Source organism: Streptomyces sp. NPDC045846, assembly GCF_056431605.1.
On record NZ_JBWKKJ010000004.1, the window covers coordinates 596378 to 622426 of the forward strand.

Genomic DNA, 26049 nt, shown 5'->3' on the forward strand with positions numbered 1-26049 from the left:
CGGGCCCCGGGGAGAGCGGGGCGGGTCAAGACTTGGATCCCCTTCGGATCCCTTCCGGCAAGGAATCTGGACAGGGCCCGCGAGGGCGGCCGAGGGTGGGGGCATGAGCGATCAAGCGCAGGTACCGGGTCCGGTCTCGGGACTCGAACCGCCCTACTACGCCGTGGTGTTCACCTCCGTGCGGACCGAGGGCGACAACGGATACGGCGAGACCGCCGCCGAGATGCACACGCTGGTGGCGGAGATACCGGGGTTCCTCGGCTACGAGAGCGCGCGGAACCCGGGCGGGCTCGGGATCACCGTCGGGTACTTCCGGGACGAGGAGGCCATCGCCGCCTGGCGCGGCCGCCTCGAACACCAGCGGGCACAGAGGAACGGACGGGACCACTGGTACGAGAGCTACAGCGTCCACGTGGCCAGGGTCGAGCGGAGCTACGGCTTTGAGCGCGGCTGAGAGCGCCGCCGGAGAGGCAGCCGGGCTCCCCGGCGCGGCGGGGACCGGTGCCGCCGACCCCGGGGATGCCCGGGGTGAGGGCGAGGGGGTTCGGGCGTTCTGGGGGCGGCTCGGGTTGGCGGGGCTCGTCGATGTGCACACCCACTTCATGCCCGAGCGGGTGCTGAGGAAGGTGTGGGAGTACTTCGACTCCGCAGGGGAGCTCGTGGGCGGGGTCGAGTGGCCCATCACCTACCGGGAGGCGGAGGAGGAGCGGGTGCGGCTGCTGCGGGAGGAGTTCGGGGTGCTCGCGTTCACCTCGATGCTCTACCCGCACAAGGCCCGCATGGCCGAGTGGCTCAACGAGTGGGGCGCCGCCTTCGCGGCCCGGACCCCGGGCTGCCTGCACACCGCCACCTTCTTCCCCGAGCCCGGCGCCGAAGGCTATGTGCGGGCGGCGCTGGACGCGGGGGCCCGGGTCTTCAAGTCCCATGTGCAGGTGGGCGGTTACGACCCCGGCGACCCGCTGCTCGACCCCGTCTGGGGGCTGCTCGCCGAGGCCGGGACGCCCGTCGTCATCCACTGCGGGTCGGGGCCCGCACCCGGCAAGCACACCGGGCCGGGGCCGGTCGGGCGGGTGCTCGCCCGCCACCCCCGTCTCCGGCTGATCGTCGCGCACATGGGGATGCCCGAGTACGCCGACTTCCTCGACCTCGCCGAGGCGTACGGCTCGGTGATGCTCGACACCACCATGGCCTTCACCGACTTCAGCGAGCGCGGCGCGCCCTTCCCCGCGCGGGAGCGGGGGCGGCTGCTCGACCTGGGGGAGCGGATCCTGCTCGGCACGGACTTCCCGAACATTCCCTACCCCTACCTCCACCAGCTGGAGGCCCTGGAGCGGCTCGGCCTGGGGGACGACTGGCTCCGGGCGGTCTGCCACGACAACGGCGCCCGGCTCTTCGGGCTGCCCGGCTGAGGCCCCGTACGGCGGCGGCCCGGGGATTTTCTCAGGGAAATCACAGGATCGGGCAAGGATGTTTTCAGGGCCCGCTCACAGGGTGGGGCCATGACCGTTACCTCCTCGCCCCAGGGGCGGACCGAAATGCTCAGGCCGGACGGGAGTCCCGTCCGAGTGCTCGTGGTGGACGACGAGGCGCCGCTCAGCGAGCTCCTCTCCATGGCGCTGCGCTACGAAGGCTGGAACGTGCGCAGCGCCGGGGACGGGGCCGGGGCGGTGCGCGACGCCCGGGACTTCCGGCCGGACGCCGTGGTCCTCGACATCATGCTGCCCGACATGGACGGGCTCGCCGTCCTCGGGCGGCTGCGCCGCGAACTCCCGGACGTGCCGGTGCTCTTCCTCACGGCCAAGGACTCCGTGGAGGACCGGATCGCGGGGCTCACGGCGGGCGGCGACGACTACGTCACCAAGCCGTTCAGCCTGGAGGAGGTCGTGGCCCGGCTGCGCGGGCTCATCCGCCGCTCGGGCACGGCCGCCCTGCGCAGCGAGTCTGTGCTGACCGTCGGCGACCTCACGCTCGACGAGGACAGCCACGACGTGACCCGGGGCGGGGTCAACATCCACCTCACCGCGACCGAGTTCGAGCTGCTGCGCTTCCTCATGCGCAACCCGCGCCGGGTGCTCAGCAAGGCGCAGATCCTCGACCGGGTCTGGTCGTACGACTTCGGCGGCCAGGCCAATGTCGTCGAGCTGTACATCTCCTACCTGCGGCGCAAGATCGACGCCGGGCGCTCGCCGATGATCCACACCCGGCGCGGCGCGGGATATCTGATCAAGCCCGGAGAGTAGGAGTACGTGGGCAGGCTCCGGCGGTCCTGGTCGCTGCGCACCCGCCTGGTGGTGTCGGCGGTCGTGCTGCTCGCCGTGGTGGGCGCCGTCATCGGCACGGTGACCGTCCTCGCGATGGGCGCCAACCTCCAGCGCCAGCTGGACGACCAGCTGCGCGCGGGCCTCCCGATGCGCGGGCCCGGGCACGGCGGCCCGGGGCAGGGCCCGTCCGACGGGAGCCGGCTCGACTTCATCGTCTCCAGGCCGGGGCAGCCCCTGCACACGATCGGCGCCGCGGTGCTGCCCGGCGGGGCGCTCACGGGGCTGCGGAGCACCCAGCCGGAGCAGGAGGGCGAGAGCCGCACCCGGCCGCTGCCCGACGAGCAGGCCAGGGCACTGGCCGCCGTCCCGCAGGACGGCCGGGTGCACTCCGTCACGATCCCCGGACTCGGCGACTACCGGGCCGTGTGGGACGCGGACCGCACCTTCGTCCTCGGCTTCCCCACCGACCGGCTCGACTCCACCGTCAACACCCTTGTCCTCGTGGTCATTTGCGTGACCGCCGCGGGGCTGGTCGCCGCCGGGATCGCGGGCGCGGCCATCGTCGGGGTGGCCCTGCGGCCGCTGCGACGGGTCGCGGCGACCGCCACCCGGGTCGCCGAACTGCGCCTGCACAGCGGCGAGGTGGCGCTGCACGAGCGGGTGCCGGGGGCCGAGGCGGACGCCCGCACCGAGGTCGGCCAGGTGGGCGCCGCGCTCAACCGGATGCTGGACCATGTGCACGGGGCGCTCAGCGCGCGGCAGGAGAGCGAGACGCGGGTGCGACAGTTCGTCGCCGACGCCAGCCACGAGCTGAGGACGCCGCTCGCCTCCATCCGCGGCTACGCCGAGCTGACCCGGCGCGGCCGCGAGGACATCGGACCCGACACACGGCACTCCCTCGGCCGCATCGAGTCGGAGGCCGCCCGCATGACCGGCCTGGTCGAGGACCTGCTGCTGCTCGCGCGGCTCGATGCCGGACGCCCGCTCTCGTACGAGAGCACCGATCTCTCCTCGCTCGTCGTGGACGTGGTCGGCGACGCGCACGCGGCCGGGCAGGACCACACCTGGCTGCTCGAACTGCCCGGGGAGCCGGTCACCGTGCGCGGGGACCGGGGGCGTCTCCAGCAGGTCCTGGTCAACCTGCTCGCCAACGCCCGTACGCACACCCCGCCGGGGACGGCCGTCACCGCGCGGGTCGAGGTGCGCGGGCCGGAGGTCGTCATCGAGATCGAGGACACCGGGCCCGGCATCCCGCCCGAGCTGCTCCCGCACGTCTTCGAGCGGTTCGCCCGCGGCGACGCCTCCCGCTCCCGCAACGCCGGGTCCACCGGGCTCGGCCTCGCCATCGTGCAGGCCGTCGTCACCGCGCACGGCGGCCGGGTGAGCGTACGGAGCGGTCCCGGGCGGACGGTGTTCGGGGTCCACCTGCCGGTGCTGCTCCCCGACGGCCACGCCCTGCCGGACCTGCCCGCTCCGAGCCCGCCCGTCGCCCCGCCCCGCTTCTCACAGGCCGGGCACAGGCCGACCACACAGGTGTGACAGCGGCCCCCGCGAGGGTCGCCGTATGCGAACCGAACCTTCTGCCACGAGGGACCCGAGGGACCCGAGGGACCCGGGGGACCCGCGGGACACACAGGACCCGAGGGGTGCGAGGGCCGCGCGGGACGCGGACGCCACCCGGGACCTGAGGGCCCCGGACGCCCCCGGCACCGTGCGCACCGCGGACGCGCCCCGCCCGCCGCATCCGCCGCATCCGGCGGCGCTCCCGGCCCGGCAGCACCTGCCCGTGCGGGCGTCCGGCGCCCCCGTCCTCGATGTGACGGTCCCGGTCTTCAACGAGGAGCGGGACCTGGAGCGGTGTGTGCGGCGGCTGCACGAACACCTCGCGCGGACCTTCCCGTACGGCTTCCGGATCACGGTGGCCGACAACGCCAGCACCGACGCGACTCCCGCGATATCGGCGCGACTTGAGCGGGAGATCCCCGAGGTGCGGGCCTTCCGGCTGGAGGAGAAGGGGCGGGGGCGGGCGCTGCGCACCGTGTGGTCGGCCTCGGACGCGCCCGTGCTCGCGTACATGGACGTGGACCTGTCCACCGACCTCAACGCCCTGCTCCCGCTGGTCGCGCCGCTCATCTCCGGCCATTCGGACCTCGCCATCGGCTCGCGGCTGACCCGCTCGTCGCGGGTGGTGCGCGGCGCCAAGCGGGAGTTCATCTCGCGTACGTACAACCTGATCCTGCGCGGTTCGCTCGCGGCGCGGTTCTCGGACGCCCAGTGCGGGTTCAAGGCGATCCGGCGCGATGTCGCGCAGCGGCTGCTGCCGATGGTCGAGGACACCGGGTGGTTCTTCGACACGGAGATGCTGGTGCTCGCCGAGCGGGCCGGGCTGCGGATCCACGAGGTGCCGGTGGACTGGGTCGACGACCCGGCCAGCACCGTGCACCTCGTCAGCACCGCGATGGAGGACCTCAAGGGGGTGTGGCGCATCGGGCGGGCGCTCGCGGTCGGCGCGCTGCCCCTGGACCGGCTCTCGCGGCCGTTCGGCGACGACCCCCGGGACCGGGGGCTCAGCGGGGTGCCCGGGGGGCTGGCCCGCCAGCTCGTCGGGTTCTGCGCGGTCGGTGCGCTCTCCACCCTCTTCTACCTGCTCCTCTACTCGCTGGCCCGCACCGCGACGGGCCCCCAACTCGCCAACGGAGCCGCCCTGTTGGTGTCGGCGGTGGCCAACACCGCGGCCAACCGGCGGCTCACCTTCGGGGTGCGCGGCCGGGACCGGGCGGTGCGCCACCAGGCGCAGGGCCTCGCGGTCTTCGCCATCGGGCTCGCGCTGACCAGCGGCTCGCTCGCGGCCCTCGACGCCGCCCACGCCGATGCCGCGCACTCCACCGAGGTGGCCGTCCTGGTGGCGGCGAACCTCGCGGCGACGGTCCTTCGCTTCCTGCTCTTCCGCGCCTGGGTCTTCCCCGACCGGGCGGCCCCCGCCCCCGAGACCGCCCCGCACGACCCCGACCCGAAGGACAACGCACGATGACCACGACCTCCCGTCCGGCCGACACGCGCGAGGGGGCCGCGGCGGCGCGGCGGGCCGCCCGGGTCCGGCTGTGGCGAGGCCGGCCCGGCGACCCGGCGTGGGCGCGGCCCGCCTTGTTCGCGCTCCTGGCCGTCACCTTCGCCGCCTACCTCTGGAACCTCAGCGCCTCCGGGTACGCGAACTCCTTCTACTCGGCGGCCGTCCAGGCGGGCAGCCAGAGCTGGAAGGCCTTCTTCTTCGGCTCCCTCGACGCCGCCAACGCGATCACCGTGGACAAGCCCCCGGCCGCGCTGTGGCCGATGGCTCTGTCCGTACGCCTCTTCGGCCTCGGCTCCTGGCAGATCCTGCTGCCGGATGTGCTGATGGGCGTGGGCACGGTCGCCGTCCTGTACGCGGCGGTGCGGCGCCGGTTCAGCCCGGCCGCGGGGCTGATCGCGGGCGCGGTGCTCGCGCTGACGCCGGTCGCCGCGCTGATGTTCCGCTTCAACAACCCGGACGCGCTGCTCGCGCTCCTGATGACGGTCACCGTGTACTGCGTGCTGCGCGCCCTGGAGGACGCCCGCACGAAGTGGCTGGTGTGGGCCGGGGTGGCGATCGGCCTCGCGTTCCTGACGAAGACCCTCCAGGCCTTCCTGATCCTGCCGCCTCTCGCGGTCCTGTACGCGGTGTGCGCGCCGACCTCGCCGCGCCGCAGGCTCGGTCAACTCGTCCTGTCCACCGGTGTGTTGATCGTCTCCGGCGGTTGGTGGGTGGCCTTCGTGGAGCTGTGGCCCAAGTCGTCACGTCCGTACGTCGGCGGCTCGCAGCACAACTCCTTCCTGGAGCTCACCTTCGGCTACAACGGGCTCGGCCGGATCAGCGGCGACGAGACGGGCAGCGTCGGCGGCGGGGCCCGGCCCGCGGGCCTGGACCTCCCCGCGGGCCTGCGCCAAGGCGGCGGTGGCTGGGGCGCGACCGGCATCGGCCGCATGTTCGACTCCGAGGTCGGCGGCCAGATCTCCTGGCTGCTCCCGGCGGCCCTGATCCTGCTGGTCGCGGGCCTCGCCGTCACCTGGAGGGCGAAGCGCACGGACACCGCGCGGGGCGCCTTCCTCGCCTGGGGCGGGGCGCTCCTGATGACCGCCGTGATCTTCAGCTTCATGGCCGGGATCTTCCACCAGTACTACACGGTGGCCCTGGCCCCCTACATCGCGGCGCTCGTCGGCATGGGCGTCACGGTGCTGTGGGAGGAGCGCTCGCGCCTGGGGGCGGCGCTCGCGCTCGGGGTGACGGTGGCGGCCACCGCCGTCTGGTCGTACGTGCTGCTCGGCCGTACCCCCGACCATCTGCCGTGGCTGCGCTGGGCGGTGCTCGTCGGCGGGCTCGCGGCGGCGGCCGGTCTCGCGCTCGTGGGCCGGTTGAACCGCCGGGTGGCGCTCGGGGTGGCCGGGGCCGGGCTCGTGGCCTCGCTGGCCGGGCCCGCCGCGTACTCGGCGAGCACGCTCGACACCGGGCACACCGGCTCGATCGTGACGGCGGGTCCCGCGGGGGCGAGCAGGGGCGGCGGGCCCGGGGGCGGCGGCCGGATGCGGTTCGGCGGCGCGGCGGGCCGGGAGTTCCCCGGGCTGCCGGGTGGCGGTCCCGGCGGTTTCGGCCAGGGCCAGGGCCTGCCCGGCGGCGGCCCGGGACAGGCGCCCGGGCAGAACGGGGCCCAGGGCCGCTGGGGCGGCGCCCCCGGTGAGCGCGGCGGCATGGGCGGGCTGCTCGACGGCGCCAAGGTGAGCGCCGGTGCCGAGGCGCTCCTGAAGAAGAACGCGGACCGGTACACCTGGGCCGCGGCCGCCATCGGCTCGCAGAACGCCGCGAGCTACCAACTCGCCACCCAGAAACCGGTGATGGCGGTCGGCGGCTTCAACGGAAGCGACCCGTCGCCGACGCTCGCCCAGTTCAAGAGGTACGTGTCCGAAGGGAAGATCCACTACTTCATCTCCGGTGGCGGCGGGATGGCGGGCGGCGGCGGCCGGGCGGGCGGAACCTCCATCAGCGCCTGGGTCGAGTCCTCCTTCAAGAAGGTGACCGTCGGCACCGCCACCTTCTACGACCTGACCTCGCCGGTGAGGTAGCGGTAGGGAGGCCTCTCAGCGGCGGATCGGCGGCTGGGCGGCGAGGGGGCGGTGGTCCGAGGAAAGCGCCTCGACCACCGCCTTGGCGGTGCACCCGGGCGGTGCACCCGGGCGGCGGCGGTCTGCCGGTCCCGTCGAAGACGCCGTCCTTTCCGGCCCCGCGTGGATGTCGTACGTCGCCACACGTGGCGGCACCTGAGCCCCGGCGCCCGGGGTCGCATGCGCCGGAGCCGCGAGCGTGGGCGTCAACGAGCCTGTTGCCAGCGCCAGTTGACGCATTCCACGGTTTAGTTCGGCAAGCCTTGCCGGGGTGGTCTCCTCGCCCGCCCTTGTCCGCCCGCCGCTTTCGCAGCAGCTGGAGGCATTGTCAGGTCCACGTCGGAACGCTAGCGGCCGTAAATCACTTTACGGCGTAGAAGAGTTCCCTTACGGTGTACATCGCTCGCTCATTTACACCGTATAAGGAGCCAGGGAGCCGCCATGACGGCAACGACAGCCGAGACCTCCACCACCCCCACCGGACATCCGCAGCGCTGGCTGATCCTCGGCGTCATCTGTGTCGCCCAGCTCACGGTGCTGCTCGACAACACCGTCCTCAACGTCGCCATCCCCTCGCTCACCACCTCGCTCGGCGCGTCCACCGCCGACATCCAGTGGATGATCAACGCGTACTCGCTGGTCCAGTCCGGACTGCTGCTCACCGCGGGCAGCGCGTCCGACCGCTACGGCCGCAAGAAGATGCTCGCGGCGGGCCTCGCGCTCTTCGGCCTGGGCTCGCTGGCCGCGGGGCTCGCTCAGAACTCCGGACAGCTGATCGCCGCCCGCGCGGGCATGGGCGTCGGCGGGGCGCTGCTGATGACCACCACGCTCGCCGTCGTCGTCCAGATCTTCGACGACGAGGCCCGGGTCAAGGCCATCGGCATCTGGGCCACCGTCAACTCGCTCGGCTTCGCCGCCGGGCCGCTGATCGGCGGCGTCATGCTCGACCACTTCTGGTGGGGCGCGATCTTCCTGGTCAACATCCCCGTCGCGGTGCTCGGCCTGGTCGCCGTGCTCGCCCTCGTACCCGAGTCGAAGAACCCCCAGGGCGACCGGCCCGACCTGCTCGGCGCGCTGCTCTCCACGGTCGGCATGACCGGCGTGGTCTACGCGATCATCTCCGGGCCGGGCCACGGCTGGCTCTCCGGCCACGTGCTGGCCTCGGCGGCCGTCGGCGTCGTGTTCCTCGGCGCGTTCGTGCGCTGGGAGCTGTCCATCGAGCACCCCATGCTGGACATGCACTTCTTCCGCAACCAGAAGTTCATCGGCGCGGTCGCCGGGTCGATCCTGGTCGCCTTCGGCATGGGCGGCTCGCTGTTCCTGCTCACCCAGCACCTCCAGTTCGTGCTCGGCTACGGTCCCCTGGAGGCGGGGCTGCGCACCGCGCCGCTCGCCTTGAGCGTGGTCGTCCTCAACATGTCGGGCGTCGGCGCGAAGCTGGTCGTGAAGGTCGGCACCCCGCGCGCCATCGCCATCGGCATGACCGCCAACGCGGCCGGGCTCGCCTCGATCGCGCTGCTCGGCGGGCACAGTTACGGCGGCACGCTGTTCGGCCTGGTCGTGATGGGCGCGGGCATCGCGTTCTCCATGCCGGCCATGGCCAACGCCATCATGAGCGCGATCCCGCCGGAGAAGGCGGGCGTGGGCGCGGGGGTGAACGGCACCCTGGGCGAGTTCGGCAACGGGCTCGGCGTGGCGGTGCTCGGCGCGGTGCTCAACTCGCGGTTCGCGGCGCTCGTGCCGGTGGCCGCGGCCTCGCTGCCCGCCGCCCTCGCCGCCGCCCGCGGCGACGCCGAACGCCGCCGGATCGCCGACGCCTTCGCCTCCGGCCTGGAGACCAGCCAGCTGGTGGGCGCGGTCGCGGTGCTCGCCGGCGGACTGCTCGCGGCGGTCCTGCTGCACCGCGCGGAACGCAGCGCGGCCGCGCCCGCCGACGCGGCCCCCGCCGCATAGCATCGTCGGGGGATGCGTCCCCGAATTCCGGACATGCCCCTGATGGGGCCCGGTGCACAGGGCCCCGACGGGGCGGCAGGACCAACAGAACCGAGGAGGGCGGCGATGGTGTCGGCGGCGGACCGTGCGAAGGATGCGGCGCGTACCAGCGTGTGGCTCGGGAGCAAGGCAGAGCACCGGGTGCGCCGCTCGGAGGCGCCCGAGGGCGGCCCGGCGCTCGACCGGGACCGGATCACCGCCGAGGCCGTACGGCTCCTCGACGCCGAGGGATCGGCCAAGTTCTCCATGCGGCGGCTCGCGGCGGAGCTCGGTGTCACCGCGATGTCCCTGTACTGGTACGTCGACACCAAGGACGACCTCCTCGAACTCGCCCTCGACTCGGTGTTCGCCGAGATCGAGCTGCCCGACATGACGGACGAGAGCGCCGACTGGCGCGACCAGCTCCGCGCCATCGCCCGCGGCTACCGGGCGGTGTTCGTCCGCCACGCCTGGGCCTCGGCGCTGATCGGCCGCTACCTCAACATCGGGCCGCACGCGATGGCCTTCGCGAGCGCGGCCCAGCGGCTCCTGGCCCGCACCGGGCTGCCGCCGCACGGGCAGATGGGCGGGATGGCGGCGGTCTTCCAGTTCGTGTACGGGTTCGGCACGATCGAGGGCACGTTCGTACGGCGCTGCGCGGACGCCGGGCTCACCCAGGACGAGTACTTCGCCCAGGCGATGGGCGCGCTCGACGAACGCCCCGCGTACCGCGCGCAGTTCGAGGACGCGGCCGAGCTGATGGCCGCGCGGGGTGGGGACACGGTGGGGGAGATGCGGCAGCGGGACTTCGACTTCGCGCTGTCGCTCCTGGTGGCCGGAATCGAAGCACTGAGCACCCAAGACCCCGCCTGACCGACCCCCACCCCAACCCGGGCCCACCCCTCAAGGCCACCCGCCCTCAACCCCCGGACGGGCTGAGGTTGCCAGAGTGGTCCAGCACGACCCTGCCAGGGGCTGGGGGACCGCTGAGGTGTACATGCGGGCCGGCATGACGCTGCCAGGGGCTGGGGGACCGGGCTGAGGATGTCCATGCTGGCCAGCACGACCCTGCCAGGGGCGCGGGGAACTGCGCGAGCGGCCCAGCACGGTCCGCAGAGGGCCTGGGGCTCTGCCCCAGACCCCGGTTCGCGCCTGAACGGCGCTCGTCCTCAATTGCCGGACGGGCTGAGGATGTCAGCGTGGTCCGGCACGGTGCTGCTGAGGATGTCCATGCCGGCCAGCATGACGCTGCCAGGGGCGCGGGGACCGGGCTGAGGTGTCCATGCCGGCCAGCACGATCCTGCCAGGGGCGCGGGGAACTGCGCGAGCGACCCAGCACGGTCCGCAGGGGCCCTGGGGCTCTGCCCCAGACCCCGTTCGCGCCTGAACGGCGCTCGTCCTCAATCGCCGGACGGGCTGAGGATGTCAGCGTGGTCCAGCACCGTATTGCTGAAGTCGCCGGACGGGCTGAGGTCGCCAGCGTGGGCCAGCACCCTACTGCTGAGGATGTCCATGCTGGCCAGCACGGTCCTGCCAGGGGCGCGGGGAACTGCGCGAGTGGCCCCCCGCGCGCCGCAGGGGGCGCGGGCCAGGGGGCCGGGGGTGCGCCGGGGTCAGAGGGTTGGCAGGGTTTCGCCCTGGACGGTCTGGATGTCCAGTTCGACCCGCAGCGTCGTGCCGATCGCCGAGATCCCCGCCTGCAGAACCTGGTTGTAGGACATCGCGAAGTCCTCACGCCGCAGCTCCGCCGTCGCCCGGTACGCCGCCCGCACCCCGCCCCACGGATCCGGCCCCGTACCCAGGTAGGTGAGGTCGAGGTCGACCTCGCGCAGGACGCCGTGCAGCGACAGCCCACCCCGTACCGTCCAGCGGTCCGGCCCGGCCGGGACCAGGTCCGTGCTGCGGTAGGTGATCTCCGGGAAGCGCTCGACGTCCAGGAAGTCCGGGGACTTCAGATGCCCGTCGCGCATCGCGTTGCCCGTGTCGATGGAGGCCGCGCCGATGACCGCCTCCACCCGCGACTTCTCCAGGTCCTCGGCGATCTCGATGCGCCCGCCGAACTCCCCGAACCGGCCGTGCACGCTGGAGATGCCCAGGTGCTGGGCGACCGCGCCGACCGACGAGTGCGCCGGGTCGATCGTCCAGGGCCCCGGCGGCGGAAGCTCGACGCCGCCCTGCCTGGCCAGCACCACCGTGCCGACCTCGGCCCGGCCGCTCGCCGTCACCAGCGCGGTGGAGGCGGCGGGGGCGTACCCGACAGCCGTCACGATCACCGTGTACGGGCCCGGCGCGAGCGCCGCGTCCGCCGACACCGAGCCGTCCTCGGCCGCCGAGGCGCGCAGCACCTGCGTGCCGGTCATGTCGGTCATCGTCACCACGGCGTGCGAGACCGCCCAGCCGTCGCGCGTCCGTACCTGTGCCCGCAGTCCCATCCCGTTTTCTCTCCTCAAGTGCAAAAGGCCAAGTGCAAAGGCCGGGCCCCGGGGGCGGGACGGCCGGCCGTCCCCTGCCCGCCGCCCCATCCCCGGGGCCCATTTCCACGCCGGGCGCGACCGCCTCCGCTCGAAGCGGGCCGCGTCCGGGGGTCTGCGGGGGCGCCCGGCCGGGCGCCCCCCAACTACTCGCCCGGGTGGGCGAGTTCGACGTCGTGGCCGTCCACGCCGCGGCCGGTCACGGTCAGCGAACCGGCCACCGGCGGGTAGCCGGTCGCGATCAGCGTGTACTCGCCGGCGTTCAGGTCGGCGAAGGCGTACGCGCCGTCGTCGCCCGTCGTCGCGCCCGCGACCACGTTGCCCGCCGCGTCGAGCAGCGTGACCCGCGCGTCGGCCAGCGGGCGGCGGTCGGCGCCGCCCCGGATCGTGCCCTGGACCAGCGCACCGGCCTGGAGCGCGGCCTCGACACGGGTCACGCCGTAACCCGCGATCTCCACCGGCAGCGCCAGCGGGCGGAAGCCGTCCGCGTTGACCGCCACCGTGACCTGGCCCGGGACCAGCTCACCGAAGGTGAACTCGCCCGCAGCGCCCGACTTCCCGGTGGCCAGCAGGTCACCGCGCACATCGGTCACGATCACCATCGCGCCCTCGACGGGCGCCCCGGTCTCGGCCGCCTTCACCGCGCCCGTCAGACCGCTGGTGCCGGACAGGAGGATGTCGTACGCGAGCGCCTCGGCGCCCACGACCACGGTCGAGGCCTGCGGCTGGAAGCCGTCGGCGGCCGCGATCAGGACGTACGAACCGGCGCCCGGCGCCGCGAGCAGGTACCCGCCGTCGGGCCCCGCCACCGCGCGGCCGAGCTGGCTGCCGCCGAGCGAGATGAGGGTGACGGCCGCGGAGGCGACCGGCGCCCCTTCGGCCGCGCGCACCGTGCCGCGTACCGGAATGCCGTCCAGGACCGGCGCCTCGGTGGCCACCGGGGCCGCGACCGCCGCCGGGGCGGGAACCTGCGCGGGAGCCGGGGCGGGGGCCTCCTCGGCCCCGTCCGCGCCCACCGCACGGGTCCGCAGCGGGATCTCCTTGATGAACAGCGTGATCAGGAAGGCGAGCAGCGCGCACGGCGCCGCGTACAGGAACACGTCGCCGACCCCGTGGCCGTACGCGCTCTCGATGACGGTGCGGATCGGCGCGGGCAGCGTGGCCAGGTCCGGGATGGTGCCGGAGCCGCTGCTGCTCTTGGCCGCCGCGGCGCCCTGCGGGCCGAGCGCGGTGAGGCCGTCGGTGACGTAGTGGGTGACCCGGTTGGCCATGACCGCGCCGAGCGCCGAGACGCCGACCGCACCACCGAGGGAGCGGAAGAAGACGACGACGGAGGAGGCGGAGCCGAGGTCGGCCGGGGAGACCTGGTTCTGGGTGCACAGGACCAGGTTCTGCATCATCATGCCGATGCCGAGGCCCATCAGCGCCATGTAGATGGCGAGGTGCCAGTACGGGGTGTCGTAGCGCATCGTGCCGAGCAGACCGAGGCCCGCCGTCACCAGCACACCGCCGCTGACCAGCCACGCCTTCCACTTGCCGGTCTTGGTGATGACCTGCCCGGAGACGGTGGACGCGATGAACAGTCCGCCGATCATCGGGATCGTCATGACACCGGACATGGTCGGCGTCTTGCCGCGCGCCAGCTGGAAGTACTGGGAGAAGAAGACCGTGCCCGCGAACATCGCGACGCCCACGAAGAGCGAGGCGAGCGAGGCCAGGGTGATGGTGCGGTTGCGGAAGAGGCGCAGCGGGATGATCGGCTCGCTGGCCTTCGACTCGGCGAACACGAACAGCGCGCCGAGCACGATCGAGCCGCCGACCATGGCGTACGTCTGCCACGAGATCCAGTCGTACTTGTTGCCCGCGAAGGTCACCCAGACCAGGAGCAGCGAGACCGCGGCGCTGATCAGGAAGGCGCCGGTCCAGTCGACCTTGACGTCCCGCTTCACGACGGGGAGCTTCAGGGTCTTCTGGAGCACGATGAGCGCGATGACCGCGAACGGCACGCCGACGTAGAAGCACCAGCGCCAGCCGAGCCAGTCGGTGTCGGTGATCAGGCCGCCGAGCAGCGGTCCGCCGACCGTCGCAACCGCGAACGTGGCACCGAGGTAGCCGCTGTAACGACCGCGCTCACGTGGCGAGATCATGGCGGCCATGATGATCTGGGCGAGCGCGGAGAGACCGCCGACGCCGACGCCCTGGACCACGCGGCAGGCGATGAGCATGCCCGAGCTCTGCGAGAGACCGGCCACGATCGAGCCGGACACGTAGATGACCAGGGCTATCTGGACCAGCAGCTTCTTGCTGAAGAGGTCCGAGAGCTTGCCCCACAGCGGGGTGGTCGCGGTCATCGCGAGCAGCGAGGCCGTCACGACCCAGGTGTAGGCGGACTGGCCGCCGCCCAGGTCGTTGATGATGTGCGGCAGGGCGTTGGAGACGATCGTCGAGGACAGGATGGCGACGAACATGCCGAGCAGCAGCCCGGACAACGCCTCCATGATCTGCCGGTGAGACATCGGCGCGCCGTCGCCGGAGGGCGCGTGCCCTCCGTGCTTGGCGTGGCCGCCCCGCACACCGGCCGGTGTGGTCGTAGCCATGAAGTTCCTTGTCTTGTACGTCTGTTGGGCAGGTGTACGGGTGTGTTGCTAAGCGGGTGTACGGGCTCCGGGAGCCCGCGCCTCGGGGGCCTCCGGAGTCCGGAGGTGGGGTGCCCGGCAGTCCCCGAAGGAGTCGCGCAGGCGCGCCAGCATCGTGTTGAGCTGTCCGACCTCGTCGTCGGACCAGTCCCGCAGGGTGTGCGCGAACATCTCCGTGGTGCGCAGCCCGAGATCGTCGATCATGGCCTGGCCCGCGGGGGTGAGCCGCAGGATCCGCGAGCGCTTGTCGGCGGGGTCGGCGGACCTCTCGATCCAGCCCCGCTGCGCGACGTGCGCGACATGACGGCTCGTCACCGACATGTCCACCGCGAGGAGTTCGGCGAGTCTGCTGATCCGCATCTCGCCGTGGCGCTCCAGGAGGGTGAGCACGGCGGCCGAGCCGGCCGGGCACTCGGGCGGCAGGATCCGCGCGAGGCCACGCTTGACGGCACCGATGGCGCTGAGCTGGCGGGCCAGCTCCTCGTAGAGGCTCTGCGCGGCCATGGACACCTCCCGACATCTTGTTGCTTAGGGCAACCATAAGATTGTTGGTTGCCGAAGGCAAACTAAATCGGAGCCTCGGCGGCAAAGGAAACGCAAAGCCTTCGCATATGGAAACCCAAGCCGCAGGTGGGGGCGGTGCGGCCCCGCTCTCCGAACGTCTCGGGGCCTGCCGTGAACGCCCTCTCGCGGGGGCGGGGGTTGGGCCCGATCCCCATCTTCGCTAGGGTCCTGCCCCATGGCACACAACCCCCACGCACCCCAGGGTCCCGAGGGCAACTACGACCCGGCGGGCTCCACGCAGATGTTCCGCGCCTTCGTAGACGAGGGCGCGCCGCAGGGCCGCCAGGCAGCAACCCCGGCCGCGACCCCGGCCGGCCCGCGCGTCGGCCTGATCGTCGGAGTGATCGCGGTCCTCGCGATCCTCGCAGCGGTGGCCTGGCTGGCCCTGGGCTGACCACCCCACCACAAGCCCGCCAGACGAACTCCCCTCCCGGCCCCGGATCGGCTCCCTTCCCTCTGTCCTGAGGGTCACGGGGTGCAGGACACGCAGCGTTCGCAGGGTCCGGGCAGAGCCTGACGGGTCGGCCTCCCTCACGCCCGGAGGTTCGCGTGGCGGGGTGCAGGGGGCGCAGCCCCCGCCGGGGTTTGGGGCGGAGCCCCGGAAGAGACGCCTTCCCTTCCCCCAACCCCCGGAGGGTCTCGGGAAGGGGCGGGGTGGGGAAGTCAAAGCCCCCTACCCCCAACTGGCCGTCACGGACCGCGTCTCCACATGCATCCCCAACGGCACCCGCCACGCATCCACACACACCCCGAACGTCCGCGCCCCACTCGCCCCCGCCGCAATCGGCACCGGCAGTGCCTGGCTCGTCGTGATGGTCGCCCAGTCCACCCCGAGCAGCCCGATGATGTGCGTCGCGAACACCACGGTGCCCGACTTCACCGCCGTACCCCCGCTGTTGCGGAACGGGACGGTCACGTTCTCGCACCACCGGTGATCCCCCGCCGCGCGGCTGGGCGCCCCGAGGCTGAGCTCCGCGGGCCCCGGCGCGGGTCCGGTGGAGCCGGAGGGTGTGCTGGGCGGGGTGCTGGGGGAGGCGGGAGCTCCCGGCGTGCCCGGAGAGCCCGTCGAGGGTGAATGGCCGGGCGGGGCAGGGGGGTTGGGCCGCCCTGACGACACCGGGGCGGCGGGTGGCTGCCCGGCCGGGCTTCCGGGAGTGGGCGGCGTCGAAGGCGTACCGGCCGACGTGCCCGAGGGGCCGGACGGTGGGGGCGCGGCCGAACCGTCCAGCGGGACCAGGCGCACCGCCCCCTGGGGCGGCACCGCCCGGTCCGGGGCCGAGGGCCCGGTGCCCGCGGCGCCGACCGCTACGTACCCCGGCCGCCCGCCCCCGTCGCAGCAGGCCGCGAGGGCGCCGCCCAGGCCCAGGACCAGCACCGCCGGAACGCCGATGAGCGCAGCACGTCGTCGCATCGCGCCAGTGTGGCTGACGGTGCGTCAATTAACCAGGGTGCGAGCCGGGTTGGGCCTCAGTCCGAGATGAGGCCTTCGCGGAGCTGCGCCAGCGTGCGGGTGAGCAGGCGCGAGACGTGCATCTGCGAGATGCCGACCTCCTCGCCGATCTGCGACTGGGTCATGTTCGCGAAGAAGCGGAGCATGATGATCTGCCGTTCCCTGGGCGGGAGTTTGGCCAGCAGCGGCTTGAGCGACTCGCGGTACTCGACGCCTTCGAGCGCCGTGTCCTCGTAGCCGAGCCGGTCCGCGAGCGAGCCCTCGCCGCCGTCGTCCTCGGTGGCGGGCGAGTCGAGCGACGAGGCGGTGTAGGCGTTGCCGACCGCGAGCCCGTCGACCACGTCCTCCTCGGACACGCCGAGGACGGCGGCCAGTTCGGGGACGGTCGGCGAGCGGTCGAGCTTCTGGGCGAGCTCGTCGCTGGCCTTGGTGAGGGCGAGCCGCAGCTCCTGGAGGCGGCGCGGCACCCGCACCGACCAGGAGGTGTCGCGGAAGAACCGCTTGATCTCGCCGACGACCGTGGGCATCGCGAACGTCGGGAATTCCACGCCCCGTTCGCAGTCGAACCGGTCGATCGCCTTGATGAGCCCGATCGTGCCGACCTGGACGATGTCCTCCATCGGCTCGTTGCGGCTGCGGAACCGGGCGGCCGCGTACCGCACGAGCGGCAGGTTGAGCTCGATGAGGGTGTCGCGTACGTACGTACGCTCCGGGCTGTCGTCGTCCAGCGTGGCGAGGCGCAGGAACAGGGAGCGGGACAGCGTGCGGGTGTCGATGGCTGCGGTGCTTGCGGCGTGTCGGCGCACGGTCGGTACGGGTGCGCTCTTGGTGAGCGTGAGCACCTTCGAGCTGCCCTGTTCTGCGGACATGCCAACCCCCTTGAAGTTGCGGCGGTCGCGGACGGTCGCGTCGGGCCACGACCATCGGAGGAAGCAGCCTCCACCTGAATACCGGAGGCGGAGCCCCGGCAAACGCGGTTTCCGCAGAATGTCACATGTCGGCAACACGCTGTAGTGACATGTCGACAAGAGGGGTCCGAGTACGTGCAGGAAACAGGGGGTGTGGGGTTTTTCGGTCAGAAATTTTTTGCCGGACCGGGAGGGGAGCCCGGATCACTCGATCCGGTTATGCCTCGATTCGATTTGCGGATCGAAGTCGGGCGAAGCTCCTGGCCAGGAGCCTTGACACATGCATCTGCGACACTCCCAATTCCTGACTGATCTGGGACTGCGTCAGATTGCTGTAATAGCGGAGCATCAAGATCCGCTGTTCCCGTTCGGGCAGTTGTACGAGCAGATGGCGGACCAGATCGCGGTGTTCGACACCGGCGAGCGCGGGATCCTCATAACCGAGCCGGTCGAGCAGCCCGGGCAGCCCGTCGCCCTCCTGGGCGGCTTCGAGGGAGGTCGCGTGGTACGAGCGGCCCGCCTCGATGCAGGCGAGCACCTCGTCCTCGCCGATCCTGAGCCGCTCGGCGATCTCGGCGGTGGTGGGGGAGCGGCCGTGCAGGGTCGTCAGGTCCTCGGTGGCGCCGTTCACCTGCACCCACAGTTCGTGCAGGCGCCTGGGGACGTGGACGGTGCGCACGTTGTCGCGGAAGTACCGCTTGATCTCGCCCACGACGGTGGGCATCGCGAAGGTGGGGAACTGCACGCCGCGGTCCGGGTCGAACCGGTCGATCGCGTTGATCAGCCCGATCGTGCCGACCTGGACGACGTCCTCCATGGGCTCGTTGCGGCTGCGGAACCGGGCGGCCGCGTACCGCACCAGCGGCAGGTTCGCCTCGATCAGCGCGCCGCGCACGCGGCCGTGTTCCGGGGTGCCGGGCGTGAGCCCCTTGAGCTGGCCGAACAGCACCTGGGTGAGGGCGCGGGTGTCCGCACCCCTGGTGGAGGTTCTGACGGGGCCCCTGGGGCCCTCCGAGGATTCCTGGGCGGGCACTTCGGGGGCGTCCTGGGGCTCGTTCTGGGGCGGCACCTGAGGCGTAGTACTGGCCGGCACGGTCACGCCACCCCTTAGTCCTCGGTCAACTCATCCGTCAAAAGCGGTCATAGCATCACAAGACATGTCCACTGTGTGCAAGCACCGTATAACCACGTGTTGAGGGCAAGTTGGGGCAGATGGCCCCTGTGGGGCGACCTCGTTCGAGGGCGGCCGGGGCATGGAAAAGCCCCGCACCTCTCAGGTGCGGGGCCACGTCGCCCGCGGCCCGGGCCGCGGGCCGGATCGCGCGCGTACGGATCAGAACGGGTAGTCGGCGATCACCCAGGTGGCGAACTCGCGCCACTGGCCGGCCGCGGCCTGGTGCGCCGGGTGCTCGATGTACCGCTTGAGCGCGTCGGCGTCCGCCACGGCGGAGTTGATGGCGAAGTCGTACGCGATCGGCCGGTCGGTGATGTTCCAGGCGCACTCCCAGAACTCGATCTCGGGAACGAGCCCGTCGAGCTCCTCGAAGGCCTTCACGCCGGCGACGACGCGCTCGTCGTCGCGCTCGACGCCCTCGTTGAGCTTGAACAGGACCAGGTGGCGGATCATGAACTCTCCTACGACTACGGCTACGACGGGGTGCGGGCCGAGCGGCTCAGCGAACCAGGTTGGTCATGAACTGGCCGACGCCCTTGGCCGCGCTCGATATGCCCTCGAACCCGGTCTGGACCATCCCGGCGGCCTGCACCGGCGACGTGATGATCGTGTAGAGCACGAAGACCACGGCGATGTAGAGCAGGACCTTCTTGACGTCCACTGTGCCTTGCCCCTCCCCGGCGACGGCGCCACCCTGTGCGGTCGGGTGAGTCTAACCGCCGCCCCGCCGGTCCTCACCCGGCCTTTAGGGACCAAGGGCCCGGCGATCGGGGCCCTTTGCTCGACGGTACGCACGTGACGCGGGAGCAGGATGGTTCCTGAGCCCACCACATCTGGCAGGAATGCGGTGGGCGAGGAACAGGACCTCACTGCGGGGTCCGCGCCGCGAGCTTCCCCCCTGACTGCGGCGCAGGACTTGCAGGTTCTGTTCTCGTCGGGGGGAGCGGCTTGTCCCCCCGATGCCGCTCCCCCCGTCCCTACGTCGAAGCCCCGGTCATCCCCCCGACCGGGGCTTCTTCGTATCCGCCCGGGCTTTCGTAGCCACGGGCGCGCGGCGGACCCGGCACGCGAGAAGGGCCCCGACACTGTCGGGGCCCTTCTGAAGCGGTAGCGGAGGGATTTGAACCCTCGGTGAGTTTCCCCACACTCGCTTTCGAGGCGAGCTCCTTCGGCCGCTCGGACACGCTACCGAGAGAGAGCTTAGCCCAAGGTGGGCCGTGGTTTGAAATCGGTTCGGCGAGAGCTGGGTCACCGCTGCCGGAAGAAGGCCGTCAGCTGTGCCGAACACTCCTCTTCGAGGACGCCGGAGACCACTTCGGGACGGTGGTTGAGCCGCTGGTCGCGCACGAGGTCCCACAGCGAACCGGCCGCGCCCGCCTTCTCGTCGCGGGCCCCGTAGACGACCCGGTCGATCCGGGACTGCACGATGGCGCCCGCGCACATCACGCACGGCTCCAGGGTGACGACGAGCGTGCAGCCGGTCAGCCGCCACGCGCCGGTACTGCGGGCAGCGCGCCGGATCGCGAGGACCTCCGCGTGCGCGGTCGGATCGCCGGTCGCCTCGCGCTCGTTGTGCCCGGACGCCAGCAGGGAGCCGTCCGGGGCGAGCACGACCGCGCCGACCGGCACATCGCCGGCCGACTCGGCCTGGACCGCCCCGGCCAGGGCGGAGCGCATCGGCTCCGCCCATCGGTCGCGTACGGGATCGTGCGGGTGGAGCACTAGCGGACGGCCTCCAGGACCTCGGCGGCGCCCAGCGCGTCCGCGATCGTCACGAGGGCGTCGCCGTCGAGGGCGAGGAGCCGGCGCTCGCTCACCCCGAGGTCGGCGAGGATCGCGCTCTCGCCGAGCGGCCCGGCCGGCACGGCGCTGTCCGACGGGTCGTCCCCGCCGTCCGGCTCCTCCGCGACGTCGACCGCCTCGTCCCCTTCGTCGTCGTATCCGTCCTCCGTGCCGTCGAGGTCAAGGGTGTCCAGCTCGTCCTCCTCGTCGTCCTGGTCGTGGCCGAGCAGTTCGTCGGTGAGCATGGCCCCGTACGAGGAGCGGGCTGCGACGGCGGCGTTGGAGACGAAGACGCGGGGGTCCTCCTCGCCGTCGACGCGGACGACGCCGAACCAGGCGTCCTCCTGCTCGATGAAGACGAGCACCGTGTCGTCGGCCCCGTCGGCGGCTGCTTCCCGGGCCAGATCGGCCAGATCGGACAGCGTCTCCACATCGTCGAGCTCTGTGTCGCTCGCTTCCCACCCGTCTTCGGTGCGCGCGAGCAGTGCGGCGAAGTACACCGTGACTCTCCCACTGGTCATAGGCGTGCCGGTTGGGGGTCCCCCCGGCTGTGGCTTCATTCGGAATCGTGGCAGAAAACACCGCGGTTGCGAGAGTTCTTCCGCGGTTGCGTTTTTCCGGTCGCCGTCTTCACGGGTTCCGGGCCGCCGCGGTCACGCTTCCCGATCGCCGCGATCCCGGCCCCAGAGCGCCGGATTCACGGGTCACCAGCGGAAGGTTCGCATGCGCATGGCCTGGCGCATACGGGCCGCGCGGGCGCGCCGGGGCTGGACCCGGTCGCGCAGCGCCTTCGCCTCGTGCAGCTCACGCAGGAACTGGGCGCGCCGTCGCCGCCGCTCCGCGTCGCTCTCCGGTTGTCGCTCCGCGTCGTGCTCGTCCGGCATTGGCTCACACCGCCCCGGGTCGGTTCCTGCCTCCCACCTTCCCCCCGTTCGGGCGCTTGACGCCAGCGTGAACCGACAACAGGTGGGACGCGGGGCCGCTACGCCCCGGTTACTGTGGACGTCATGCGGATCCATGTCGTCGACCACCCTCTCGTGGCGCACAAGCTCACCACGCTGCGCGACAAGCGCACCGACTCCCCGACCTTCCGGCGGCTCGCCGACGAGCTGGTCACCCTGCTCGCCTACGAGGCCACCCGGGACGTGCGCACCGAGCAGGTGGACATCGAGACCCCGGTGACGCCGACGACGGGCGTGAAGCTCTCGTACCCGCGTCCGCTGGTGGTCCCGATCCTGCGGGCCGGTCTCGGCATGCTCGACGGCATGGTGCGCCTGCTGCCGACCGCCGAGGTGGGCTTCCTCGGCATGATCCGCAACGAGGAGACCCTGGAGGCCTCCACGTACGCGACCCGGATGCCCGAGGACCTCTCCGGCCGTCAGGTGTACGTGCTCGACCCGATGCTGGCGACCGGCGGCACGCTGGTCGCGGCGATCCGCGAGCTCATCAAGCGCGGCGCCGACGACGTGACCGCCGTGGTGCTGCTCGCCGCCCCCGAGGGCGTCGAGGTCATGGAGCGCGAGCTGGCGGGCACGCCGGTGACCGTGGTGACCGCCTCGGTCGACGAGCGCCTCAACGAGCACGGCTACATCGTGCCGGGCCTGGGCGACGCGGGCGACCGGATGTACGGCACCGCCGACTAGCTCTCCCGAACCGTTCTCAGCACTTCCCCGAGGGCGCGGGTGCGGGCTTGGCCAGGGCGGCCAGGGCCGTGTCCGCGTCCTTCGGCGTGTTCAGGTCGGCGAACGTGGTGCCCAGGATCAGGTCGACGTCCGGCGTGTCGCGCTTGTCGGTCTTCTGGGCCGCGCCCTTGAGCTGTGCGCCCAGCACGGAGAAGGGGCCGCGGGTCGCCGTGGGGGCGCCGAGCAGCACCCCGTTGCCCGGGACCTTCTTGTCGTACTCGGCGGGCGCGTTGCCGACCTTGCCGATCGCGAAGCCGCGCTTCTTCAGCTCGTCGGCCACCGACTTGGCGAGGCCACCGCGCGGGGTCGCGTTGTAGACGTTGACGGTGATCTGCGCGGGCTTGGGCAGCGCCTGCGGCGCGCCCGACGCCACTGGCGACGGGCAGTCCTTCTGGTGCCCGGCGGAGGCCTTGGCCTTGCCGCCGCCACCCCCGAACACGTCGATGAGCTGGATCGTCCCCCAGCCGATCAGGCCGAGGGCCACGACCGCGCCGACGAGCGCGAGGACCAGTCGGCCGCGCTTACGGGGACGTCGCATCCGCGGGTACGCGTCACCCTTGATGCGGTACTTTCCGCCCATGCCGGGGGGAGTGAGCATGCTCATAGGCGCAGGGTAGTGCCGACCCGGGACGATGCCTACTAAATGATCAACGGTTGGCGCGCGTGTGCGCCCGTATGCGCCTCAAAGGGTCCGAAAGGCTCACCCGGCTGTCGGACTCAGTCCATTTCGAGTACACGGGCGTGCAGGACCTGGCGCTGCTGGAGCGCCGCCCGTACCGCCCGGTGCAGCCCGTCCTCCAGGTAGAGGTCGCCCTGCCACTTCACGACGTGCGCGAAGAGGTCGCCGTAGAACGTGGAGTCCTCGGCGAGGAGGGTCTCCAGGTCGAGCTGACCCTTGGTGGTCACGAGCTGATCGAGCCGGACCGGGCGCGGCGCCACGTCCGCCCACTGCCGCGTGCTCTCCCGGCCGTGGTCGGGGTACGGCCGGGAACTTCCGATGCGCTTGAAGATCACACGGAAAGCCTACCGGGCCACCGGCTCCGGGCGCAGCCATGGAGCACGAGTGCAATCCTGGGCAAAACGCAGGAAACCCGACGCAGGGGGCCGGTCATGACCGACAGCGACCAGACGGCGGCCGCGCCCGGGCCCGCGGGCGGCGCCGGGCCGGACGTAAGCGGAGCGACGGATCCCGCACCGGCGCCCGCCGAAACGTCCACGCCCCCCGTCCCCGCCGCCGCGCCCGCGCCGGCCGCCGCGTCAGCCCCTTTCGCCGAGTCTGCCTCGGCTGCCGCGCCCACCTCGGCCGCCGCACCGCTGCCGCCGCCCGCCGCCGACATCGCCGCCGGATACGCCTTCACCGGCCCCGCGCTGGAACTGGGCGCCCTCCTGTGGGACGGCCAGTGCCTGCCGGACGCGCCGATCCGCATCCCCCTGTCCATGCTCAACCGGCACGGCCTGGTCGCCGGGGCCACCGGCACCGGCAAGACCAAGACCCTCCAGCTCATCGCCGAACAGCTCTCCGCCAACGGCGTGCCGGTCTTCCTCGCCGACGTGAAGGGCGACGTGTCCGGGATCTCGGCCCCGGGCAAGCCCGGCGACAAGGTGGCCGAACGCTCCGCACAGGTCGGCCAGGACTGGGAGGCGGAGGGATTCCCCTGCGAGTTCTACGGGCTCGGCGGCATCGGCCCCGGCATCCCGCTGCGCGCCACGGTCACGAGTTTCGGACCCGTACTCCTGTCGAAGGTGCTCCAGCTCAACCAGACCCAGGAGCAGTCGCTGGGGCTGATCTTCCACTACGCCGACACCAAGGGCCTCGAGCTGTACGACCTGAAGGACCTCAAGGCGGTCGTCGGATTCCTCGTCTCCGACGTGGGAAAGGCGGAACTCAAACAGATCGGCGGCCTGTCCCCGGCGACGGCCGGGGTGATCCTGCGATCGGTCACCGCGTTCGAGCAGCAGGGAGCGGAATCGTTCTTCGGAGAGCCGGAGTTCGACACGAGCGAACTGACGCGGCTCGCGCCGGACGGCCGGGGCCTGGTGTCGGTCCTCGAACTGCCCGCCGTCCAGGACAAACCCCAGCTCTTCTCCACGTTCCTGATGTGGCTGCTCGCCGACCTCTTCCAGAAACTGCCCGAGGTCGGGGACGTGGACCGGCCCCGGCTCGTCTTCTTCTTCGACGAGGCGCACCTGCTGTTCAACGGTGCCTCGAAGGCGTTCCTGGAGTCGATCACCCAGACCGTGCGGCTGATCCGCTCCAAGGGCGTCGGCGTCTTCTTCGTCACCCAGACCCCCAAGGACGTCCCCGGCGACGTCCTCGCCCAGCTCGGCAACCGCGTCCAGCACGCGCTGCGGGCCTTCACCCCGGACGACGCCAAGGCCCTGAAGGCGACGGTACGGACCTTCCCGCGCTCCCCCTACGACCTCGAAGAACTCCTCACGGGGCTCGGCACGGGCGAGGCCGTCGTCACCGTACTGAGCGAGAACGGCGCCCCGACCCCGGTCGCCGCGACGAGGCTGCGCGCGCCGCGGTCCCTGATGGCGCCCATCGACCCGGCCGCGCTCGACCAGGCCGTCAAGTCCTCGCTCCTGTACGGTCGTTACGCGGAGCCGGTCGACCGCGAATCGGCCTTCGAGAAGCTGTCCGCGGCGGAGCAGGCGAGGCAGGCCCAGGCGGTGACGGCCGCCCTCGACCACCCCGCCCCCGGAAAGGGTCCCGCCGCCCACCCGAAGAAGGACGCGTCGCTGGCGGAGCAGGTGGTGAGCAGCGGGATCTTCCGCTCGCTGGCGAGGTCCGTGGGGACGCAGCTCGGCCGCGAGATCTCCCGCTCACTCTTCGGAACCCGCCGAAGGTAGCCCCCCGGCCCCACCCCGCCGCGGGGGTGTGCCGGAGGTTTCACCCTGGGGGTGGGGGCTGTTTGCGCGGTTCCTCGCGTCCCTGAATGCGTTTTTGCCCGTGGGTGGTGTGTGGCTGGTCTCGCGGTTTCCTCGCATCCCTTGGAACGCGCCTCGGCCTTTGGGCGGTGTGGGCGAGTGCGTGTGCTTTCTCGGGCGGCCTGAGATGCGCTTTTGTCTGCGGGGTGCGTGTGGTTGCTCGCGCAGTTCCCCGCGCCCCTGCGGGGTTGCTCCTTGGCCGGGGCTGGCCAATGGCAGGGAGGTCGCTGGCATACCCAGCCCGTCCGGCGTTTGAGGACGAGCGCCCTCAAGGCGCGAACGGGGTCCGGGGCGGAGCCCCGGGAAGGGGGTCTGGGGGCGCAGCCCCCAGGAACCCTTCAACCGCCCGGGTTGCCCAGGGCACCCCGGGTTTACTTGGGCGGCTTCGCCGCCTTCACCCCCTGCTTGTACGCCCGCACCTTCGTCAGAGACTCCGGCCCCGTGATGTCGGCCACCGACCGGAAGCAGTCCGGCTCGCCGTACGGCCCCGCGGCCTCGCGCCACCCCGAGGGGCGGACCCCGAGCTGCTTGCCCAGGAGCGCGAGGAAGATCTTCGCCTTCTGCTCGCCGAAGCCGGGCAGCGCCTGGAGCCGGGCCAGGAGCTCGGCCCCGGAGGTCACACCCGTCCAGACCCCGGCCGCGTCACCCCCGTACTCCTCCACCAGGAACTGGCACAGCTGCTGGATCCGCTTGGCCATGGACCCCGGGTAGCGGTGGACGGCCGGCTTCTCCTTGAGGAGCTCGGCGAAGGCCTCCGGGTCGTACGCGGCGATGGCCCCGGCGTCGAGATCGTCCACCCGCATGCGCTGGGCGATCGTGTACGGGCCGGAGAACGCCCATTCCATCGGGACCTGCTGGTCGAGCAGCATGCCGACCAGGGCGGCCAGCGGGCTGCGGCCGAGCAGCTCGTCGGCCTCGGGCTGCTGGGCGAGCCGAAGGGTTGTGTTCATGTCTAAGACTTGTCCCGTAACTGCAGGTCACAGGTGAGATGATCTTGTCGTGGCTGGTGTGATCACGGCATCGGAGCCGTCCTGGATAACCCCGTTC

Annotated in this window: 25 protein-coding genes and 1 tRNA gene; 11 read left to right on the top strand and 15 right to left on the bottom strand. The window is 72.1% G+C overall.

Going from position 1 to position 26049, the window contains the following annotated elements; translation table 11 throughout:
* Window positions 1-103 precede the first annotated feature (103 nt).
* From AC07F3_RS14910 to AC07F3_RS14945, 8 genes are all read left to right on the top strand, one after another.
* Window positions 104-454: an antibiotic biosynthesis monooxygenase family protein gene (locus tag AC07F3_RS14910; RefSeq protein WP_479113994.1), complete on the top strand. Its 351-nt coding sequence runs from the start codon at window positions 104-106 to the stop codon at window positions 452-454.
* A gap of 115 nt (window positions 455-569) precedes the next feature.
* Window positions 570-1409 carry an amidohydrolase family protein gene (locus AC07F3_RS14915; RefSeq protein WP_479114063.1) on the top strand — a complete coding sequence of 280 codons (840 nt, stop codon included), beginning with the start codon at window positions 570-572 and terminating at the stop codon, window positions 1407-1409.
* 90 nt (window positions 1410-1499) lie between these two features.
* The gene (locus tag AC07F3_RS14920) at window positions 1500-2240 is read left to right on the top strand and encodes a response regulator transcription factor (RefSeq protein WP_479113996.1); all 741 of its coding nucleotides are present in this window, start codon (window positions 1500-1502) and stop codon (window positions 2238-2240) included.
* Window positions 2241-2246: 6 nt separating this feature from the next.
* The gene (locus tag AC07F3_RS14925; RefSeq protein ID WP_479113998.1) at window positions 2247-3800 is read left to right on the top strand and encodes a sensor histidine kinase; all 1554 of its coding nucleotides are present in this window, start codon (window positions 2247-2249) and stop codon (window positions 3798-3800) included.
* Window positions 3801-3972: 172 nt separating this feature from the next.
* Window positions 3973-5292, top strand: a complete 1320-nt coding sequence (locus AC07F3_RS14930; protein WP_479114000.1) for a bifunctional glycosyltransferase family 2/GtrA family protein — start codon at window positions 3973-3975, stop codon at window positions 5290-5292.
* A complete protein-coding gene (locus AC07F3_RS14935; protein ID WP_479114001.1) occupies window positions 5289-7394 on the top strand; it encodes an ArnT family glycosyltransferase in 2106 nt (701 codons plus the stop codon). The genes AC07F3_RS14930 and AC07F3_RS14935 overlap by 4 nt, the downstream gene beginning before the upstream one ends.
* 480 nt (window positions 7395-7874) lie before the next feature.
* Window positions 7875-9386: an MFS transporter gene (locus AC07F3_RS14940; RefSeq protein ID WP_479114003.1), complete on the top strand. Its 1512-nt coding sequence runs from the start codon at window positions 7875-7877 to the stop codon at window positions 9384-9386.
* A gap of 105 nt (window positions 9387-9491) precedes the next feature.
* Entirely contained in the window at window positions 9492-10277 is a 786-nt protein-coding gene (locus AC07F3_RS14945; RefSeq protein WP_479114005.1) for a TetR/AcrR family transcriptional regulator, read from the top strand.
* Between the two features lie 740 nt (window positions 10278-11017).
* Here the strand turns inward: AC07F3_RS14945 and AC07F3_RS14950 are convergent.
* The 3 genes from AC07F3_RS14950 to AC07F3_RS14960 form a co-directional block, all read right to left on the bottom strand.
* On the bottom strand, window positions 11018-11836 hold the full coding sequence (locus tag AC07F3_RS14950) for a YceI family protein (RefSeq protein WP_479114007.1): 819 nt from the start codon (window positions 11834-11836) through the stop codon (window positions 11018-11020).
* A 185-nt stretch (window positions 11837-12021) separates the two neighbouring features.
* A complete protein-coding gene (locus AC07F3_RS14955) occupies window positions 12022-14391 on the bottom strand; it encodes an MFS transporter (protein ID WP_479114065.1) in 2370 nt (789 codons plus the stop codon).
* A 129-nt stretch (window positions 14392-14520) separates the two neighbouring features.
* A complete protein-coding gene (locus AC07F3_RS14960; protein ID WP_479114009.1) occupies window positions 14521-15015 on the bottom strand; it encodes a MarR family winged helix-turn-helix transcriptional regulator in 495 nt (164 codons plus the stop codon).
* Window positions 15016-15250: 235 nt separating this feature from the next.
* Between AC07F3_RS14960 and AC07F3_RS14965 the strand changes: the two genes are divergently transcribed.
* Window positions 15251-15469, top strand: coding sequence for a hypothetical protein (locus AC07F3_RS14965; RefSeq protein ID WP_479114011.1), 219 nt, complete (start codon window positions 15251-15253; stop codon window positions 15467-15469).
* A gap of 279 nt (window positions 15470-15748) precedes the next feature.
* On the opposite strand, the gene AC07F3_RS14970 is transcribed toward AC07F3_RS14965, so the two are convergent.
* From AC07F3_RS14970 to AC07F3_RS15010, 9 genes are all read right to left on the bottom strand, one after another.
* Window positions 15749-16486 (bottom strand): hypothetical protein, encoded by a 738-nt coding sequence (locus AC07F3_RS14970; RefSeq protein WP_479114013.1) that lies wholly within the window; start codon window positions 16484-16486, stop codon window positions 15749-15751.
* A 56-nt stretch (window positions 16487-16542) separates the two neighbouring features.
* Window positions 16543-17394, bottom strand: coding sequence for an RNA polymerase sigma factor SigF (locus AC07F3_RS14975; protein WP_479114014.1), 852 nt, complete (start codon window positions 17392-17394; stop codon window positions 16543-16545).
* 256 nt (window positions 17395-17650) lie between these two features.
* A complete protein-coding gene (locus AC07F3_RS14980) occupies window positions 17651-18526 on the bottom strand; it encodes an RNA polymerase sigma factor SigF (RefSeq protein ID WP_479114015.1) in 876 nt (291 codons plus the stop codon).
* Window positions 18527-18766: 240 nt separating this feature from the next.
* On the bottom strand, window positions 18767-19060 hold the full coding sequence (locus tag AC07F3_RS14985; protein WP_479114016.1) for a Dabb family protein: 294 nt from the start codon (window positions 19058-19060) through the stop codon (window positions 18767-18769).
* Between the two features lie 46 nt (window positions 19061-19106).
* Entirely contained in the window at window positions 19107-19268 is a 162-nt protein-coding gene (locus tag AC07F3_RS14990) for a hypothetical protein (protein ID WP_189389838.1), read from the bottom strand.
* Window positions 19269-19712: 444 nt separating this feature from the next.
* Window positions 19713-19797: transfer RNA gene (locus AC07F3_RS14995), tRNA-Ser, on the bottom strand.
* Window positions 19798-19855: 58 nt separating this feature from the next.
* Complete coding sequence (tadA, locus tag AC07F3_RS15000; RefSeq protein WP_479114019.1) at window positions 19856-20284, bottom strand: tRNA adenosine(34) deaminase TadA; 429 nt, start codon at window positions 20282-20284, stop codon at window positions 19856-19858.
* A 44-nt stretch (window positions 20285-20328) separates the two neighbouring features.
* Complete coding sequence (locus tag AC07F3_RS15005) at window positions 20329-20910, bottom strand: tRNA adenosine deaminase-associated protein (RefSeq protein ID WP_479114021.1); 582 nt, start codon at window positions 20908-20910, stop codon at window positions 20329-20331.
* 183 nt (window positions 20911-21093) lie between these two features.
* Entirely contained in the window at window positions 21094-21273 is a 180-nt protein-coding gene (locus AC07F3_RS15010) for a hypothetical protein (RefSeq protein ID WP_114038764.1), read from the bottom strand.
* 123 nt (window positions 21274-21396) lie between these two features.
* Here AC07F3_RS15010 and upp point away from each other — a divergent pair, with 123 nt between their 5' ends.
* Window positions 21397-22032, top strand: coding sequence for a uracil phosphoribosyltransferase (gene upp / locus AC07F3_RS15015; RefSeq protein ID WP_114038765.1), 636 nt, complete (start codon window positions 21397-21399; stop codon window positions 22030-22032).
* Between the two features lie 16 nt (window positions 22033-22048).
* Here the strand turns inward: upp and AC07F3_RS15020 are convergent, their stop codons facing one another.
* Both AC07F3_RS15020 and AC07F3_RS15025 read right to left on the bottom strand, forming a co-directional pair.
* Window positions 22049-22675 carry a LytR C-terminal domain-containing protein gene (locus AC07F3_RS15020; protein WP_479114023.1) on the bottom strand — a complete coding sequence of 209 codons (627 nt, stop codon included), beginning with the start codon at window positions 22673-22675 and terminating at the stop codon, window positions 22049-22051.
* A gap of 113 nt (window positions 22676-22788) precedes the next feature.
* Complete coding sequence (locus AC07F3_RS15025) at window positions 22789-23085, bottom strand: type II toxin-antitoxin system VapB family antitoxin (RefSeq protein WP_114038767.1); 297 nt, start codon at window positions 23083-23085, stop codon at window positions 22789-22791.
* Between the two features lie 96 nt (window positions 23086-23181).
* Between AC07F3_RS15025 and AC07F3_RS15030 the strand changes: the two genes are divergently transcribed.
* Window positions 23182-24924 (top strand): helicase HerA-like domain-containing protein, encoded by a 1743-nt coding sequence (locus tag AC07F3_RS15030; protein ID WP_479114024.1) that lies wholly within the window; start codon window positions 23182-23184, stop codon window positions 24922-24924.
* Window positions 24925-25373: 449 nt separating this feature from the next.
* Here the strand turns inward: AC07F3_RS15030 and AC07F3_RS15035 are convergent, their stop codons facing one another.
* On the bottom strand, window positions 25374-25952 hold the full coding sequence (locus AC07F3_RS15035) for an HhH-GPD-type base excision DNA repair protein (protein ID WP_479114026.1): 579 nt from the start codon (window positions 25950-25952) through the stop codon (window positions 25374-25376).
* Between the last annotated feature and the right edge of the window lie 97 nt (window positions 25953-26049).